The 17581-nt window shown below is 70.6% G+C and carries 14 protein-coding genes; 7 read left to right on the forward strand and 7 right to left on the reverse strand.

All coding sequences use genetic code 11. The annotated features are described in order from the left end of the window. Positions 1–9: 9 nt before the first annotated feature. The 3 genes from ACPPVO_RS53960 to ACPPVO_RS53970 are packed head-to-tail and all read left to right on the forward strand — an operon-like array spanning position 10 to position 1427. Positions 10–336 carry a hypothetical protein gene (locus ACPPVO_RS53960; protein WP_426507271.1) on the forward strand — a complete coding sequence of 109 codons (327 nt, stop codon included), beginning with the start codon at positions 10–12 and terminating at the stop codon, positions 334–336. Continuing rightward, positions 329–538 (forward strand): hypothetical protein, encoded by a 210-nt coding sequence (locus tag ACPPVO_RS53965; RefSeq protein WP_426507273.1) that lies wholly within the window; start codon positions 329–331, stop codon positions 536–538. The genes ACPPVO_RS53960 and ACPPVO_RS53965 overlap by 8 nt, the downstream gene beginning before the upstream one ends. 7 nt (positions 539–545) lie before the next feature. Beyond that, positions 546–1427, forward strand: a complete 882-nt coding sequence (locus ACPPVO_RS53970; RefSeq protein WP_426507275.1) for an AIM24 family protein — start codon at positions 546–548, stop codon at positions 1425–1427. Positions 1428–1642: 215 nt separating this feature from the next. Here the strand turns inward: ACPPVO_RS53970 and ACPPVO_RS53975 are convergent, their stop codons facing one another. The 3 genes from ACPPVO_RS53975 to ACPPVO_RS53985 are packed head-to-tail and all read right to left on the reverse strand — an operon-like array spanning position 1643 to position 5419. After that, the gene (locus ACPPVO_RS53975) at positions 1643–1870 is read right to left on the reverse strand and encodes a hypothetical protein (protein WP_426507276.1); all 228 of its coding nucleotides are present in this window, start codon (positions 1868–1870) and stop codon (positions 1643–1645) included. Between the two features lie 22 nt (positions 1871–1892). Beyond that, entirely contained in the window at positions 1893–3527 is a 1635-nt protein-coding gene (locus ACPPVO_RS53980) for a hypothetical protein (RefSeq protein ID WP_426507278.1), read from the reverse strand. Positions 3528–3547: 20 nt separating this feature from the next. Next, entirely contained in the window at positions 3548–5419 is a 1872-nt protein-coding gene (locus ACPPVO_RS53985; protein WP_426514867.1) for a GH25 family lysozyme, read from the reverse strand. A gap of 428 nt (positions 5420–5847) precedes the next feature. On the opposite strand from ACPPVO_RS53985, the gene ACPPVO_RS53990 reads away from it, so the two are divergent. Both ACPPVO_RS53990 and ACPPVO_RS53995 read left to right on the forward strand, forming a co-directional pair. Beyond that, positions 5848–8586: a BTAD domain-containing putative transcriptional regulator gene (locus ACPPVO_RS53990; RefSeq protein ID WP_426507280.1), complete on the forward strand. Its 2739-nt coding sequence runs from the start codon at positions 5848–5850 to the stop codon at positions 8584–8586. 337 nt (positions 8587–8923) lie between these two features. Then, complete coding sequence (locus tag ACPPVO_RS53995) at positions 8924–10009, forward strand: integrase core domain-containing protein (protein ID WP_426507282.1); 1086 nt, start codon at positions 8924–8926, stop codon at positions 10007–10009. A 227-nt stretch (positions 10010–10236) separates the two neighbouring features. On the opposite strand, the gene ACPPVO_RS54000 is transcribed toward ACPPVO_RS53995, so the two are convergent. Both ACPPVO_RS54000 and ACPPVO_RS54005 read right to left on the reverse strand, forming a co-directional pair. After that, entirely contained in the window at positions 10237–12258 is a 2022-nt protein-coding gene (locus ACPPVO_RS54000; protein ID WP_426507284.1) for a beta-propeller fold lactonase family protein, read from the reverse strand. Between the two features lie 27 nt (positions 12259–12285). After that, positions 12286–14301, reverse strand: a complete 2016-nt coding sequence (locus tag ACPPVO_RS54005) for a PKD domain-containing protein (RefSeq protein ID WP_426507286.1) — start codon at positions 14299–14301, stop codon at positions 12286–12288. 340 nt (positions 14302–14641) lie between these two features. On the opposite strand from ACPPVO_RS54005, the gene ACPPVO_RS54010 reads away from it, so the two are divergent. Next, positions 14642–14833 (forward strand): hypothetical protein, encoded by a 192-nt coding sequence (locus ACPPVO_RS54010; protein WP_426507288.1) that lies wholly within the window; start codon positions 14642–14644, stop codon positions 14831–14833. Positions 14834–14906: 73 nt separating this feature from the next. Beyond that, positions 14907–15155 carry a hypothetical protein gene (locus ACPPVO_RS54015; RefSeq protein WP_426507290.1) on the forward strand — a complete coding sequence of 83 codons (249 nt, stop codon included), beginning with the start codon at positions 14907–14909 and terminating at the stop codon, positions 15153–15155. A gap of 105 nt (positions 15156–15260) precedes the next feature. On the opposite strand, the gene ACPPVO_RS54020 is transcribed toward ACPPVO_RS54015, so the two are convergent. Beyond that, positions 15261–15593: a helix-turn-helix domain-containing protein gene (locus ACPPVO_RS54020; RefSeq protein WP_238010356.1), complete on the reverse strand. Its 333-nt coding sequence runs from the start codon at positions 15591–15593 to the stop codon at positions 15261–15263. After that, positions 15590–15934: a type II toxin-antitoxin system RelE/ParE family toxin gene (locus ACPPVO_RS54025; protein WP_426507293.1), complete on the reverse strand. Its 345-nt coding sequence runs from the start codon at positions 15932–15934 to the stop codon at positions 15590–15592. Before ACPPVO_RS54025 ends, ACPPVO_RS54020 begins: the two co-directional genes overlap by 4 nt. Between the last annotated feature and the right edge of the window lie 1647 nt (positions 15935–17581).

Below are 17581 nucleotides of genomic sequence, written 5' to 3' on the forward strand. Positions count from 1 at the left end.
ATGGTAGGCGTGTTTGTTCGGCTGCTGTACCTGAGTGCGGTGCGGGTGTTCGGCTGGTTGCCGCAGGCCACGCGGAGCGAGTCCACGCTGGTCGCCGAGTTGCTGGTGCTGCGCCACGAGGTGGCCGTGTTGCGACGGCAGGTCGGTCGGCCGCGGCTGTCGTGGCCGGAACGGGCGGTGCTGTCCGCGCTGGTCCGGGCTCTGCCGCGGGAACTGTGGACGCATCGGATCGTCACCCCGGCCACTCTGCTGGCCTGGCACCGCCGGCTGGTCCGCCGGCACTGGACCTACCCGAACCGACCCCGGACGACCACCGATCAGCGACGACGTGCGTGACCTGATCCTGCGCCTGGCCAAGGAGAACCCCGGCTGGGGACATCGCCGCATCCAAGGCGAACTCGTCGGCCTCGGCCATCGCATCGGTGCCGGCACCATCCGCCGCATCCTCGCCCGATCAAGGACCGGCCCCGCGCCGCGTGAGATCGACACCAGTTGGCGCACGTTCCTGCGCGCCCAGGCGCCCGGACTGTCGGAATGAGGGCCCGATGACCGAGGGGTACGTCGTCTGCCGGTACTGCCGCATGTCCCACCCGCCCAGCGGGCCGTCCTGCCCGAGCTGCGGCGTGGCGCTGGACGTGCGGCAGATCGTGACCCGCTCAGGATGGATCGAGCAGCCGCCGGTCAAGGACATGGCCCGCATCCAGTTCGGGCAGTCGCGGGTGCAGCTCGAGGGCAAGTACGTGCCGGTCGCCGACTTCGCGCTGTCCGGCCAGGAGTGGATCTACTTCTCGCACCACGCGCTGCTGTGGAGCGACGCCGGCGTGCAGCTGGGCAACACCTCGCTCGCCGGGGGCTGGAACCGGATGCTTGCCGGCCTGCCGCTGATCATGGTGGAGGCCCGCGGCCCGGGCCGGCTGGCGCTGTCCGGCGACCGGCCGGGCGAGCTCATCGCGCTGCCGCTGATGCCGGGCCGGCACGTGTGGACCCGCGAGCACCGGTTCCTCACCGCCACCGGGAACATCACCTACACCTGGCAGCCGACCGGCGTTTGGTACGACACCGGCACCGGCGACGACCGCGAGACCCACTACCCGCTGGGGCAGTTCGGCGACTTGTTCACCGCCCAGCAGAGCCCCGGCCTGCTGCTGCACTCGCCGGGCAACACGTTCCTGCGCGACCTGGCCCCGGGCGAGACGATCCTGGTGCAGCCGGGGTCGCTGCTCTACCGGGACGTGTCGGTCCAGACGCACCTGCACCTGGAGTACCCGCGCGGCACCCAGCGGATCTCATGGCGCTCGTCGTTCAGCCAGCGCAACATCTGGCTGCGGCTCATTGGGCCAGGCCGGGGCGCGGTCTCCTCGGTGTTCCACCACACCAGCTCGGAGGCCATCACCCGCAACTCCGGAGCGGCCACCCGGCACTGGTAGGTTTCCGGACGGGTCGGCCTTGCTGGGCAAGGCCAGGGGCGGTACAAGCGCGGCCGGCAGCAGCGCCAGGACGCTACCCGGTCGGCCCTGCTGGTTCCGCTGCGGACGAGCTGGCCGGGCCCCGATCGGGCTGGCGGAGGGGCACGCGGCGCGGGGGAGACCGGCGCCGCCGTCGAGCACGCCGGTCGCGCGCCGGACCTGGCCCGCCAGCACGGCTACGGCATGCTGATCGTCGACGCGCTGATCGTCGGGGCGGCTGCCCGGCCGAGCGCCGCCCGGCTCGGCGCCGCCGGCCGAGAGGAGATCCGCGAGCTGTGCCGGACCTCGGCTGCCCGCAGCGACGCCGCCGACGCCCGGGCCCGGCGGGAGCGCGCGGCCGGGCTGGGGCGGAACTGCACGTGCCGTCCGGGCGGCCGGTGTCGCACGGCCACCCGGACGGTCACGGTTGCTCCGGTCAGTGCCGGGTCACGGCCGCGCGGCGGGGGTGCCGGCGGTGCTGGTCAGGTCGTGGCTGGCCCAGGCCGCACCGATGCGGGGCAGGTAGGTCTCGGACACGTGCCCGCCGGTCGCGCCGACGGTGAAGACGCTGACGTAGCCGTCGTGGACCACCGCCGCGGGCCGGCCGGCCGCGCTCGGCGTCCCGGCGCCCAGGTCCTGGGTCACCCACGCCGCACCCATCCGGGGCAGGTACGTCTCCCGTAGCTGCCCGCCGGTGCCGACAGTGAAGACACTGACGTACCCGTCGTGCCCCGCCGCGGCCGGCGCCGCAGTGACACCGGTCGCGGGCAGCGGTTGCGTCCCCCACGCCGTGCCCAGCCGGGCGAGGTACGTCTCCTGCGCCTGCCCCGCGGACGTCACCGTGAACACGCTGACGTAGCCGTCGTGGACCACGGCCGCCGGGGCCTGCACCGCCGCCGCCGCGCCCAGATCCTGGGTGGTCCAGGCGCCGCCGAGCCGGGCCAGGAAGGTCTCCCGCAGCTGCCCGCCGGTGCCGACGGTGAAGACGCTGACGTAGCCGTCGTGCAGCACCGCCGCGCTGTTCGCCGAGACCCCCGACGCGGGTAGCGACTGCGTCGCCCACGCCGCGCCGAGCCTCGCCAGGTACGTCTCCTGCAGCTGCCCGCCGGGCGTCACGGTGAAGACGCTGACGTAGCCGTCGTGCACCATCACCGATGGGGCCTGCGCCCCGGCGAGCGCCCCGAGGTCCTGGGTCACCCACGCCCCGCCGAGGCGGGCCAGGAACGTCTCCTGGAGGTGGCCGTTGCCCGCGTTCACGGTGAACACGCTGACGTAGCCGTCATGTACCACGGCCACCGGCTGCCCCGCGACCGCCGGCGTACCGGCCGACGCGGACAGGTCCTGCGTCCCCCACGCCCCGCCGAGGCGGGCCAGGAAGGTCTCCTGCAGGTGGCCATCGGCCGCGTTCACCGTGAACTCGCTGGTGTAGCCGTCATGGACGACCGACTGCCCACCGGTCGAGCCGCCCGCCGGCGCGTCCTCGATGACGCCGACGTACCGGAACGGCTTGTACTTGCTGCGGCTGTACCCCGCCTGAGACCAGGTGCGGTGCTTCGTCGACGGCTTCGTCTGCTCGTACATGAGGAAGTCCCCGCCGACCGCACCGGTCCAGTGGTCGAACAGCACCACGTGCGAGCCGTTCACCGGGTTTTCGGGGTTGTGGTACAGCAGCATGTCGCCGGGGCGCAGGTCGTCGTACCCGATGGACACGCCGATCGTGTCCAGGTCGCCGGTCCAGTAGTTGCGGTCGGTGTGCCAGGCCATCGACACGTATCCGGAGCAGTCCGTGCGATACCCGTTCTTGAACACCTCCCGGCTGTAGGGCACCGGGTTGTCGGCCCACGTCCGGGCGCGGGTCAGCATCTCGGCGCGGGTGAGCCGCGGCCCCGGATCGGCCGCCGCGAGCCCGGTCCTCGGCGCGGCTGGCGCGCCGCCCGGCTGCAGCGCCCGTCCATCGGTGCTCACGCCCTGCGGCCGTGCCACCTCCGGCCCACCGGCCGGTGCCGCCGACGCCACGCCCGGCGCGACGAGCGCGACCAGCACGGTGACGGCTACCGCGGTAATTGTCCTGGTGATGAACATCGTCGCTCCCTCTCGCCGGTTCACGGCCGCGCGGCCGGAGTGCCGGCGGTGCTGGTCAGGTCGTGGCTGGCCCAGGCCGCACCGATGCGGGGCAGGTAGGTCTCGGACACGTGCCCGCTGGTCGCGCCGACGGTGAAGACGCTGACGTACCCGTCGTGAACCACCGCCGAGGGCCGGCCGACCGCGTTCGGCGTCCCCGCCCCCGTGGTGAGGTCCTGGCTGATCCAGGCGCCGCCGAGCCGGGCCAGGAACGTCTCGGACAGGTGGCCGCCCGACGTCACCGAGAAGACGCTGGTGTATCCGTCGTGCACGACCGCCGACAACGCCGGTGTCACCCCGGTCGCGGGCAGCGGCTGCGTCGTCCACGCCGCCCCCAGCCGGGGCAGGAAGGTCTCCTGCAGCTGCCCGGCCGACGTCACCGTGTAGACGCTGGTGTAGCCGTCGTGCACCGCAACGGCCGGCGTCTGCGCGGCCGCAGCCGCGCCCAGATCCCCGCTCACCCATGACCCGCCCATCCGGGCCAGGAACGTCTCCCGTAACTGCCCGCCGGTCGAGACCGAGAACACGCTGGTGTACCCGTCGTGCACGACCGCCGACAGCCCCGGCGCGCTCCCGGCCGCCGGTAGCGGCTGCGTCGTCCACGCCGCGCCCAGCCCCGGCAGATACGTCTCCTGCAGCTGCCCGCCCGGCGTCACCGTGAACACGCTGGTGTACCCGTCGTGGACCACGACCGCCGGCGTCTGCGCCGCCGCCACCGCCCCCAGGTCCTGGGTCACCCATGCCCCGCCGAGGCGGGCCAGGTACGTCTCCTGCACATGCCCGTTGCCAGCGTCGACCGTGTACACGCTCGTGTACCCGTCGTGCACCACGGCCACCGGCTGCCCCGCGACCGCCGGCGTGCCCGCCGACGCCGAAAGGTCCTGCGTCCCCCATGCCCCGCCGAGGCGGGCCAGGTACGTCTCCTGCAGATGCCCGTCGGCCGCGTTCACGGTGAACTCGCTGGTGTACCCGTCATGCACCACCGACGCCCCGGCCGGCGAACCCGGCGTCGGGGTCACGCCGCCACCGGCCAGCGCGGCGAGGTCGGCCAGGGTGCCGTTGAACACGTCGAAGTCCTGCGTCGCGCCCCGCCGGCAGTCCGGGATGTCGTACTGCCAGAACGTCCAGTTGCCGCCCCAGCCCGGCGCAGACGGCGGCGCACTCAGGCAGCTGCTGATGTCCAGCGGGTACCGGGCGAACGCGCCGCTGTTGCCGGTGCACGGGTTCCACCAGTTGACGTTCGTGTAGATCATCGGCGTCGTGCCGATCCGGCTCTCGACCTGGCTCAGGAACGAGCTGATCCACGACCGCATCGCGGCCTGCGACAGGCCATAGCAGTCCGGTATCCCCTTGTCGTACGGCCACTCCGCATCCAGGAACGGCGGCAGCGTCCGGCCGTCGCGGGTCCACTGCATCTGGTCGGCGAAGTGGTTCGCCTGCCCGACCGGATCGCCCAGGTCCGGCCGGGCGAAGTGATATGCCCCGACGTACATGCCGGCGGACTTCGCGGCGCGATAGTCGCCACTGAAGTACGGGTTGGTGTAGGTCGTGCCCTCGGTCGCCTTGACGAACCCGAACTCCTCGCCGGCCGCCCGCCACGCCGGCCAGTCGACCGTCCTGCCACCGTTGTGGTCGTGGCTGGACACGTCCCGCCCGTTGATCGCCCGCGGCGGAGCCACCACCGCCAGCCCACGCGGCGCTGGCGCCACGTGTCCGGCGGTGCCGCGACCCGCCCAGCCGGTGTCGTCACCGCCCGGCGGCGCCGCGTTCGCGGGCGCCCCCATGAGCAGCTCCACGGCCGAGGCCGGCGTGGCCGACAGCGTGGCGATGGCGAGTGACGCGGCCAGCGGCACCAGCAAGGTCCGTAGCCATCTTCGCCGGCTTCCCGTGCAATGGTCGGTCATGAGCAACTCCTCACAGTGGCATGTCGCTGAGGTTCGGTGGCGGATACCGGCCGCCCGGGGTCCCGTGGTGCGGGGCGCCGGCTCCGTGGTCATCGGCCAGAAGGGCCCTTCCACGGGCCGGTGGGCTGGCCTCCGCCGGGCTCCACCGTGTCGATGGGCCCGAGCCGGGACCGTACGGCAGGCGTCGATAGAAATCCGATAGGCCGGCGTCCGGGTAGCACGGCCGGGTCCACGATCGGCTTTGAAATCGGGTATACATGAGCGTCGAACCACACCTGGGGAGGCCGATGGACGTCGAGTTCCGGGTACTGGGACCGGTGGATGCGCTCTATGGCGGCACCCCGCTTCACCTTGGCGGTCCCAAGCAGCGCACCGTCTTGGCCCTGCTGCTGGTGCGCCCCGGTCAGCCGGTGCCGGTGAGCCGGGTGGTGGACGAACTGTGGCCCGACCACGCGCCCAGCTCCGCGACCCCGAACGTGATCACCTACCTGAGCGGCCTGCGCCGGGTCCTCGCTGACACCGGGTGCACGCTGGAGCGTCGTGCCGTCGGATACGTGCTGCATACACGGCCCGAGTCGGTCGATCTGCAGCGATTCCTGAGCCATGCCGAGCGCGGCAACACCGCCTGGAGCGCGGGTGATCCCGTCACCGCGGCGCAGCAGTGGGAGCGCGCCCTGGCGACCTGGCGCGGCCACGCCTTCGAGGGCCTGCGGACCGGGCCGGTGCTGGACGCGGTCCGGGCCGAGCTGGGTGAACGCCGGCCGGCCGTCCTGGAGCGGCTCGCCCGAGCGAAGCTGCGCCTGCGCGCGGACACCGACACGGTCGCCGGGCTGCGGCGCCACGTCCTAGCCGAGCCGCTGCGCGAGAGCGGCTGGTCGCTGCTCGTGGCCGCGTCGTGGTTCACCGGCAACTCGGCCGCCGCCCTCGAGACCTATGAGCAGGCCCGCGGCGTCCTGGCCGAGCAGCTCGGCGTGGGGCCTGGGCCCGGGCTGCAGGCGATGCGCCAGGCCGTGCTCGCAGCCGACGACGACGCCGCATGGGCGCTGCTCGACCCGGAAGCGACCGGGTCATCCCCGAGCCGGGCGCCGGCACCGCTGCCGGCGCCCGCGCAGCTGCCGCTGGATGTACGCGGCTTTGCCGGACGCGTCGATCAACTCGCCCGCCTCGACGCGGTCCTCGACAACGGGGACGCACAGCCGACGGCGGTCGTCATCTCGGCGGTCTCCGGCACGGCCGGCGTCGGTAAGACCGCCCTGGCCCTGCACTGGGCCCACCTGCGGGCCGATCAGTTCCCCGATGGTCAGCTCTACGTGAACCTGCGGGGCTTCGACCCGGAGGAGGCGCCCACAGAACCGGCGAAGGCGGTACGCGGGTTCCTCGACGCGCTCGGCGTCCCCGCCTGGCGCATCCCCGCCGACCTCGACGAGCAGGCCGCGTTGTACCGCAGCCACACAGCCGGGCGGCGCATGCTGGTCGTGCTCGACAACGGACGGGACGCCGAGCAGGTGCGGGCGCTCCTGCCCGGCTCACCGTCCTGCCTGGTCCTGGTGACCAGCCGCAACCGCATGGCCGATCTCGTCGCGCTCGACGGCGCGCAACCGCTGACGCTCGACGTACTAGATCGGGCCGACGCGCGGCAGCTCCTGACCAATCGGCTGGGCGAGGACCGGGTGGCCGCCGAGCCGGACGCCGTCGAGGAGATCGTCTCCCGGTGCGCGCAGCTCCCCCTCGCGCTCAGCATCGTCGCTGCCCGCGCCGCTACCAATCCGCGGTCGTCGCTGGCCATGCTCGCCGGGCAGCTCCGCGACGAGGATGGTGCGCTCGACGTCCTCGCCGGTGAGAGCCCGGCGACCGATGTGCGATCGGTGTTCTCGTGGTCGTACCGGCACCTCGGCCCGGAGGTGGCGCGGCTGTTCCGGCTCCTCGGCCGGCATCCGGGCCCGGACATCGGCCTGCTCGCCGCGGCCAGTCTGGCCGGGGTCCCGGCGGCGGCGGCCCGACGGATGCTGGCCGAGCTGAACCACGCCGGCCTGCTCATGGAGCCGGTTTTGGGTCGCTACGCCTTGCACGACCTGCTGCGCGCCTACGCCACGGAGCTGGCCGGGACGCCGCACACCGGCACGACGTCCACGGCCCTGCACCGGCTGCTCGAGCACTACGTGCACAGCGCCGCGGCCGCCGCCGGGCAGCTCGACGCGTTCCGCTTGCCACTACCGCTCGACCCAGCGGCGCCCGGCGCCGTCGTGGCGGTCTTCACCGGCACGGACCAGGCGATGGAGTGGTTCACCGCCGAGTACCGCACGCTCATGGCGTGCGTGTCGCGGGTGACGCAGTTGTCGGACCCCGATCTCGCCGCATACCCCGCCCGCATCGCCCACTGGCTTCGCGCCTTCCAGCAGCGCACCGGACGCTGGAGCGACGGCCTCGCACTGCACCGCCTCGCCGTGACGGGAGCCCGGCGGCACGGGAACCGGCTGGCCGAAGGGCTGGCCCTTGACGGGATCGCGTGGGCCCAGGCGTGCCTCGGCGACCCTGACGCGGCCGAGGCCGCCGGCGCGGACGCCGCCTCGATCTACCGCGATGCCGGCCTGCACGTCGCCGAGGCACACGCGTACGGGAGCATCGCCCACGCCATGTCGCGTGCGGACCGCCACGCCGAGGCCCTGAAGTACGCACGGCGCCAGGCGGCGCTGTGCGCCCGGCACGGCGACGCCGCCGACGAGGCGCGAAGCCTCAACACCTACGGCTGCACACTGGCCGACCTGGGCAGGCCCGCCGACGCGCTGGACCCGCTCAACCGGGCGCTCGCGCTGCAACTGTCCTACGCCGACAACCATGGCTCCGCGTTCGTGCTCGACAGTCTCGGCCTGGTCCATCTGCGGCTGGGGCAGCTCGACAAGGCGGAAACGCACTACCGGCGATCGCTGGAGCTGTTCGAGCAGGACGGCCACCGCTACAACATGGTGTGCCCGCTGTCCGGCTTAGGCGATGTGCTTGCGGCTCGCGACGATCCGGTCGCCGCGCGGGAGATGTACGGACGGGCCCGAAGACTCTGCCACGAGTTCGAGGGACACCATCGGGCATCCGAGCTCGACGAACGCCTCGCCAACGTGTAGCCGGCCGGGCCGCTGCCGCCTGCCGCAACGAAGCTGTCCTCCTGCGACACCGCGTCGCGCATCCAGCGGTGTGCGCGTGAGTGCCTCGGTGTGCCTGCGTTCAACCGCCGAGTTGGCGAAGTCGTCGGCGGTGAGCGAGAGGCTCGCGGCGGCGATGTTCTCCTCCAGGTAGGTGCATCAGAACGTGCCGGGGATCGGCAGCATGGCGGGCGAGCGGTGCAGCAACCAGGCGAGGGCGATCTGGGTACGGGTGGCACCGTGCCGACGGGCAATCGTGGCGACCGGGTCGGCGGTAGCGACGCCTCGGTGAAGGACTCAGGCAGTGCACCGATCACCAGTGATCGCCTCGGCCGGCGAGGGCGGCCTGTGGGGTGTCTTTACTCGGTCATGGTGTCTGACCTGGGTGGACGTGACGTCCTGTCAGGATGTCGGCATGATCGGGGCTGTGTCGATGCGAGTGTTCTACCTTGCATTCTGCCGGCTCCTCGACGGGGTGACCATCCTTGGACGAAGCCGTGCGAGCCTGGAAGCAGAGATTCTCGTCCTGCGGCACGAGAACGCGGTCCTGCGACGGGGCAATCCCACACCGAAGCTGGACTGGGCTGATCGGTTCGTTCTCGCCGCGTTGATCCGGCGACTCCCGCGAGTGCTGCGGTTGCATCGGCTGGTCACTCCGGCCACGGTTCTGGCCTGGCATCGCCGACTCGTCGCGGTGCATTGGACCTATCCGAACAAGCCGGGACGCCCACCCCTGGATCCCGTTGTCGCCACGCTCATCGGGCAGATGGCCAGGGACAACCCAGGCTGGGGATATCAGCGGATCCGCGGCGAGCTCCTGGCGCTGGGCCACCGGGTCGACGCATCGACGATCCGCAGAGTCCTGAACCGAGCCGGGATCCCGCCGGCACCGACCCGCAGCGATCACACCACGTGGCGACGGTTCCTGCGCACCCAGGCATCGACCACGCTGAGCTGCGACTTCTTCCACGTCGACTGCGCGGTCACGCTGCGCGGGTGGTACGTGTTCTTCGTGATGGAGGTCGGAACCCGCTACGTGCACATCCTCGGGATCACCACCAATCCGGACGGACCGTGGACCGTTCAGCAGATCCGGAACCTGCTCATGGATCTGGGCGAACGCGCCAGCCAGTTCACGATCCTCATCCGCGACCGGGCCGGACAGTTCACCACCGTCTTCGACGCCACCCTCGCCGATGCCGGGACCACCGCCGTCAAGATTCCACCCCGGTGTCCCCGCGCGAACGCCCACGCCGAACGATTCGTGCGCACCATCAGGACGGAGGTCACCGACCGGATGCTGATCTTCAGCGGACAGCACCTCCGCAGGGTCCTGGCCGACTACGCCCCACTACAACGGATGGAGACCTCACCGCGCCCTGGAGTTGCAACAACCCCGATCTGAACGCCCAACAGTCGATCTAACCCAGGAACGGATCAAACGCCGACCGATCCTCGGCGGCCTCGTCAACGAGTACGAACGAGCCGCATAGAAGTCCAGGTCAGCACTGAAGCGAAGTAAAGACACCCCACACGGTTGCGGTGAGCCTTACGAGATGAGGCTTCTGCACGGCGCGATCATGCAAGATCGGCGCCGGGGGCGTTGTCCCCGGCGCCGATCTTGGCCGTTCGTCAGTGGTACTCGAACCAGAAGCGTTCCCAGTCGCCCGCCTGGGTGCGGTTGGCGATCAGGGGCAGCCAGCCTGAGTTCTCCGCTGTCACGTACCGGCCGTTGGCGGCCGCCACGAGGGCCTTGCTGCCGAGGCCCAGCGGGTTGTCGACGATCCTGAACTTCTCCCAGTCGCCGACGGCCGTGCGGTTGGCGATCAGCGGTGCCGCGCCGCCGTTCTCCGCCGTGACGAACCGGTAGTTCGCGTGCGCGAGGAACGCGACCTGGCCGTCGCCCGCGTCGATCAGGTCGAAGGTCTCCCACTGGCCGATCTGGGAACGGTCGGAGCGCAGGGGCTGAGTACCTCCGGCCTCGGCGGTGACATAGCCCTTCACGCCCAGGAGGGCGGCGTTCGCGGTACCGAGGACGGCACTGAACTTTTCCCACGGGCCGATCGCAGGCCGGTCCGCGGTCAGTGGGCCGGCGCCGTTGTTGCTGCTGACGTACATGCCGGTGGCGGGATCGCGCAGGCTCAGCACGCCGTTCGGGGCCTTCAGCAGGTCGAATGGCATCGGTTCGGTGCGGTACGCGATCAGCTGTTTCGTGTCCGGGTCGACCCACAGGAAGAGGCCGTTGGCCTTCGAGCGGAGCGCGACCGCGCCGCCGCCGTAGTCGAAGAGCTCCAGGCCCTCCCAGGCGCCGACCGCGGTCCGGTTGGCGATCGCCGGGCGGCGGCCCTGGTCCTCGGCGGTGACGTAGCGCAGGTTCGACAACGACAGCAGCGCCGTCGAGCGCACGAACGTCGTGATCCGCACAGGCCGGCTCGTGCTGCCCACCCGGCCGTCGACGTCGGTGAGCGTCAGCGTGACCGTGTAGGCGCCCGGGGCGGCGTAGGTGTGGCCGGCGCCGAGGTTCGGGTTGTCGTAGGCGCCGCCGACGACGGTGCCGTCGCCGAAGTCGATCGTGTAGGTCGAGAGGCGGGCCAGCCCGGACTTCGTGCCCCAGGTGTGTGCGTAGACCAGGTTGTCGCCCTCGCTGGTCGAGACGTCGAGGACTACCTGCGGCCCGGCCGGGTCGACGAGCCCGACGGCGACGCCGATGGCCGGGAAGCCCAGGGCGACCGGGGCGGCCGCGGTGTTGCCGGCGGTATCGATCGCGATCAGCCGGCCGCCGCCGCCCGTCGTGGTGACGTAGGCGTGCCGGCCGTCCGGGGCCATCGCGACGCGGTGCGGGTCGGGGCCGGCCGGCACCGTGGCAATCACGCTGCCGGACGTGGTGTCGATGACCGAGACCGTGTTCGCGGCCGAGTTCACGACGTAGGCCCGCTTGCCGTCGGGCGTGAGGGCCACGTCGTAGGGCTTGGCGCCGACCGTGATCGTCGAGGTGACCGTGTTGGTGGTGGTGTCGATGACCGAGACGTTGTCGGTGCCGTAGTCGGTGACGTAGGCACGCTTCCCGTCCGGGGTGAGCGCGATGCCGTACGGACGGGTGCCGGCCGGGATGGTCGCGGTGACGGTGAACCGGTTGGCGTCGACGACCTGCACGCCGGCCGCGGTGGTGACGTAAAGGCGCAGGTTGTCCGGGCTGACGACGACGTCCTGCGGGCCGGCCCCGACTGGGTGGCGTCCGGCGGGATAGCCGCGGCCGTCGAGGAGGTATACGTCATTGCTGCCGAAGTCGGCGACGTAGGCCGCCCGGCCGTTCGGCGCTACGGCCACGCCGCGAGGGTCGGCGCCGACCATGGCGCTGTAGAGCAGCCGGCTCGTGGCGGCCTCGATCACGGAGATGCCGTAGTTGCCGCTCGCCACGAACGTCAGGCCTTCGGCGGGGTTGTGAGCGATCTCGCCCTCGCCGCCGCCGGCGGTGAGGGTGTTGACGTCGCGGTAGGTCGCCCCGTCGAGCACCCCGGTGGTGAGCGACGAGGCGGCGGCGACGTAGATGACCGGCCTTGGCGTGGCGGCGGCGGCCGGCTCGGCGATGGCCACCAGGGCCACCGACGCACCGACCGCCGCCGCCGTCAGTCCGGCGATGAAGGGGTTGCGCACGGACGCATTATGCGGGCTGCACCCCGCTCACCGCAGTCCCGTGAACTGCTCCCACGGCCCGATCGCCGTGCGGTTGGCGATGAGCGGCTGCGTGCCGCCGTTCTCCGCGGTGACGTAGCGGCCGTTGGCGTTCGCCAGCAGCGACTGCGTCCCGTCGGCGTTGCGCACCACCTTGAACCGCTCCCAGTTGCCGACCGCGGCGCGGTTGGCGATCAGCGGCGAGCCGCCCTGGTTCTCGGCGGTCACGAAGCGGTAGTTCGCGTGGGAGAAGAACGCCACCCAGCCGTCGCCGGCGTCGACGACGTCGAAGGTCTCCCAGGTGCCGACGGCCGTGCGGTTCGCGACGAGCGGGGCGCCGCCGCCGTTCTCCGCGGTCACGATCCGGCCGTTGGCCCCGGCCGTGATCGTGACGTCAGCGGTCGTGGCATTGGCGAACAGCTCCCACGGCCCGACGGAGGTGCGGTCCGCGGTCAGCGGCCCGGCGCCGTTGTTGCTGCTCACGTACCGGCCGAAGGCTTTGTCCTGCAGGGCGAAGGTGCCGTTGGCGCCGGGCACGATCCGGAACGGGACCCGGCCGTTCGTGCCGGCGATCAGCGTGTTGCCGCCGCCGTAGCCGAGGTAGAGGTTGTTGGCGTGTGACCGGAGCGCCACATCGCCGTCGCCAAGGTCGATGACGTCGAAGCGCTCCCATTCGCCGATGGACGTGCGGTTGGCGACCAGCGGCTGACTGCCGCCCGCCTCGGCGGTGACGAATCGCAGGTTCGACAGCGACAGCAGCGACATCACCCCGACCCGCGGCTGGACGTCGAGCCCGTGCGGGATGGAGTAGCCGGTCTGGCCGAAGGCGTCGACGGCGAAAACGGTGACGATGTAGTGGCCGCCGTGCGCATAGGCGTGACGGAAGTGCGGCGACGTCTGGGTGACCGTGGGCGTGCCGTCACCGAAGTTCAGCTGATAGGAGACCACGCGGGCCAACCCCGGCATCGTTGCGCTGGTGTCGAAGTCCACATAGTCGGCGCCCACGGACGGGCTGTCGAAGGCGACTGTGGGCTCCGGGGTGGTCGCGTCGTAGGTGCCGGCGGCGATGCCGGGCCCGTTGTTGCCGACCGGGATGTTCGCGCCCGCCGTGTTCGTGGCCGTGTCGATCGGGGTCACGACGCCGCCGCTGCCGAAGGCGGTGACGTAGGCGTGCTTGCCGTCCGGCGGGATGTCGATGCCGTACGGGTGGGCCGCGACGGTCACCGTCTTCGCGACCGCGTTCGTCGCCGTGTCGATGACCGAGACGGTGCCGGTGGTCTGGGCGGTGACGTAGGCCCGGGTGCCGTCCGGCGTGATGGCCACGTCGTAAGGCTTGGCGCCGACGGTGATCGTGGCGGTGACCGTGTCCGTGGCGGTGTCGACGACGGAGACCGTGTCGGCGCCCCAGTTGGTGACCAAGGCGCGCTTGCCGTCCGGGGTGATCGCGACACCGTAGGGGCGGGCGCCGACCGGCACCGTCGTCGTGACCGCGCCGGTGGCGGCGTCGATGACCTGCAGGCCGTCGGCGGTGGTGACATAGGCGTGCTTGCTGTCGGGCGTGGTGGCGACGCCGTGCGGGTTCGTGCCGACCGCGATGGTCGCCCCGACGCTGAAGTCCTCGCCGCGGACGACCGTGACGGTGTTGCTGCCCCAGTTGGCGACATAGATGTGCTCGCGGGAGGCGTCGACCGCCACACCGTGGGGGCTGTGGCCGACCGGGATCTCCCGCTCGACCCGGCTGTTGCCGAGCAGCACCGCGTCGAGCGTGTCGAAGCTCTCGTCGGCGGCGAACGCGTAGCCGGCGTCCGGCACCAGGACCACCTCGCCGGAACCGTGGCCGGCGTCGATGTCGTTGACGTTCTGCCCGGTGTCGGCGTCGAGCACCGTCAGCCGACCCGGCCCGCTGCCGGTCACGTAGATGAGTGGCTTGAGCGTCAGCGCGGCCGCGGGCTCCGCCGAGATGGCGAGACCCGCGGCCACGGTCACGACCGATGCCGTGACGCCGGCCAGGATTCGATTGCGCACGGCGGGGATTATGCGCCGCCAACCGCACTTACCGCAGTCCCGTGAGCACCGCGGCGCCCGCCACCTCGAGGAACTGCCGGCGACTCAGCATGCGCCGAAGCTATCGACGGCCGGGCCGCCGATCGTCCGCCTCAGGGTATCCGTCTCGAGGCGTAGGCCGACACCGACTGGCAGACGACCGCGGTCAGCACGTCGTCCAGGGTCACCACGCCGAGCGGCACCCTGCGCCTGCCGAAAACCTCATCCGCCCTGGTGAAGGCCCGCGTACAGGCATCGTGCTCGACGTCGATCCGTACGCTGCGAACGCGCGGCTGGTGATCGCCACGGCATGATGTCAGCCGTGCTGCTGCGACTGGCCTACCTCGGCGTGACCAACGCGTTCGCCATGCTGCGCCTACTGCCGATGAGCAACCGGGACAAGGACGCGGAGAGCCTCGCGTTGCGCCACCAGCTCAGCGTGTTGCAGCGGCAACTCGGCTCCCAGAAGCCACAGTTTCACCCCAGTGACCGGGCGCTGACCCGGACAGGCTGACCCGGCTCGACAGCCTCGACATCCGAAGACGCGATCGCCTTGGCGGCGTCCTCCACGAGTACGAACACGCCGCGTGACCTGCACGGATAAAGTTTTCGGCAACCGCAACGTTGGCGGGGAGTCGGATCATGGCGTCGCCGGGCTCCAAGAAGGCCCAGGTCGACAGCTCGTCGACGGGGAGCCGTATGGCGGCGGTATCGGCGAGTGCGCCGCAGTCGAAGGTGAATGCGAGTACGACGCCCTCCCCGATGTCTCTCAGGCGTACGCCCGCTTGCTCGGCGCCGCCGGGATCGACACGGTCGAGCAACTCTGCCGCTGGTAGCCGACGGCCAGAACCCGGCCGTGTCCAACGTCTTCAGGAACGTCGGCCGCCGCTTGTGCCGCACTCGCAGTTCGGTCAGACACGCGTCGGGGCCAAGGACTCCGGTCAGGCCACGTTGAGCTGGATGTTGCCGATGCGAGCGACGATGTCGAGGTGACCCCCGAGCCCGACGACATAGGCGCGCAACGTCTCCAGCGCGACGGCGTCACCGTTCTCGATCTGGCTGATCCTGGCCTGCGTCAGCCCGGTAGCCTCCGCCAACTGCACTTGGGTCAGCCCAAGTTGCTGGCGGATCTCGGCGAGTTGCGCGCCGCTAACCGAGGCGAGCATCTGCTCGCGCATCTGCCGACGGCGAGCCACCCGCTCAGCGCTGTCCCAGGTGGGGTCGGCGGCACGGGCCTTCGCCTTGACGTCCCGCCAGTTCGCGGCCTCAGTCATGACTCGCCCTCCTCTTTCAACGCCGTGAGATGCTCCGTGAACCGAGCGTCTGCCAGCGGGATCGCCTTGTGGTACCAAGTCTGCCATTCGCCGGACTTGTCTCCTGCCACCAGGAAGACCGCTTCCCGCGCTGGATCGAAGGCAAAAATCATCCGTACTTCGGTGGCGCCGGCCGAGCCCGGCCGTAGCTCCTTCATGTTGTGATACAGGCTGCCCTTCAGCCGATCTACCAATGGGCGACCGAGTGCTGATCCCTGTTCGGCAAGAACATCGATCGCCTCGGCGACCAGGGTCGGACGTGACCGGATCGGCCCGGCATAGCTCCAAGAACCACGCCTCAACCTCGGGATGCAGTCTGACCTCCCACACGACCACAGTATAAACCAAACTTATATTGCGCGCTCGGGGCAGGCGGACAGTCCGGAGGCGCCATACCTGATCCGCCTTGATGGAGCGCCTTGCGCTCCGCGCCGTGGGCCCTTGGCGCCTGCAGGGAACCTCGGGCGGCGGGCGCTTACACCTGTCCGAAGTCCTTCAGGTCTGCGCATCGCCGACAGGGCGGCGCTAGCGGAACCGCTCAATTGGGTGCTCCACGGGTGCTCGGTCGCCGTAGGACAGGCTCGGCACGGGCTGGACCGTGCGGCACTCCCGCGCGCTGGAAAACGGAAGAGTCGGACACAACAGGGATCGGCGGGACTCAGCAGAATGGAAAAGCACGTTCGAAGCTGGCTCTTGATCTGCGGGTTGTAGGTTCAAGTCCTACGCGGCGTACCACTTCAAACGGCTCTGACCTGCGATTACCGCCGGGTTGGAGCCGTTTGCATATGCACCCCCAATCTCCGGGTGCTCCGTGGGTGATCGGCTGGCCGCGTCCAAATTTCATCCAGCGGCAACCATCTCGCGCATGGGTCCCAGCTTGTCCCGTCAAGGCGGTATCGCATTGACTTGTTACGGAGCCAAGCAATTCGTGGCTGGCGGTTTACGTCGTAAATTAAGTCGCCCATGGAGAGCGGCGCTAGTTACCGCGTGCAGCGCAATCCGCCGTCGAAAGCATCTGATCCGTAGTCAGATGCTTTCGAAGAGTTATAACCCTGGTAAACAAGGGTCCCAGCGTGTCGTTACGGACGGTTTTGTGCTCCGGAAGCGCACATCCGTAGCCGCTGGTCTACGCGAGGCGCGGCGGCGAAGCATCATTCCTGACGGTGATGGCCAAGGCAGACGTGCCGGTTCTGTTCGGTTGATGCTCGCGGCGTGCGCGACATCCGATCACCGCCGGAACACATTGCGATCGCGGTGGACGGCCCCGCGCCGGCGGCGAACTGCAGACCGTCGTCGGTGATCGTGGCCCAACGCTCGCCCAGGCAAGCTGGACCGCCTGCGCGGCAAGGACCGACCCCGCCACGCTGGTCATCCACAAGAGCTGCGATCTCGAGGCCGGCACGGCGCCTCCGTCGACAACGCGGTCCACTGCCCGCACGGACGGTAGTAGCACAGAACGATGGGCAAGCCGTGGCGGATGCCGGGGCGACGTGCGCGGACCTATCTCCGGGCCAAGCAACCGGAGCGAAGCTACCACTTTTCGCTGGCGTTTGACCGGCGCGAGCACTGAAGGTGGGACGAAGGCTCTCTCCGGCGCTACGCCGGAAAGAGCCTGTCACCGCCCGGTTTGGGTGCCCAGCCCAATGGTGACGCCCACCGAGGTGGTCGCTGTCGTGGCGCCGGCCTGTCCCCGCCGTGCTCGACGAGGGCACATCATATGCAGAAGTTTCGATGTATCCACTGTGGACTCGGACTCGACGCCCGCCCGACTGGCGAGTCGCACCACGTCCGCCCGGACCCGCCCACCCGAGCGGGCCACCAGCTCCTCGGTCCTCGGCAGGTACTCGTCGATCGGACTAGTCCGATGCGTCCGCGTCTCCAGGGTCTGCCCTGCTTCCCGAGACTTTGCGTTGTGGGCAACCATGTGCTGATTGACCCTTGTCGACCAG

It is taken from the genome of Dactylosporangium sp. McL0621 (genome assembly GCF_049995355.1).
Lineage (GTDB): Bacteria > Actinomycetota > Actinomycetes > Mycobacteriales > Micromonosporaceae > Dactylosporangium.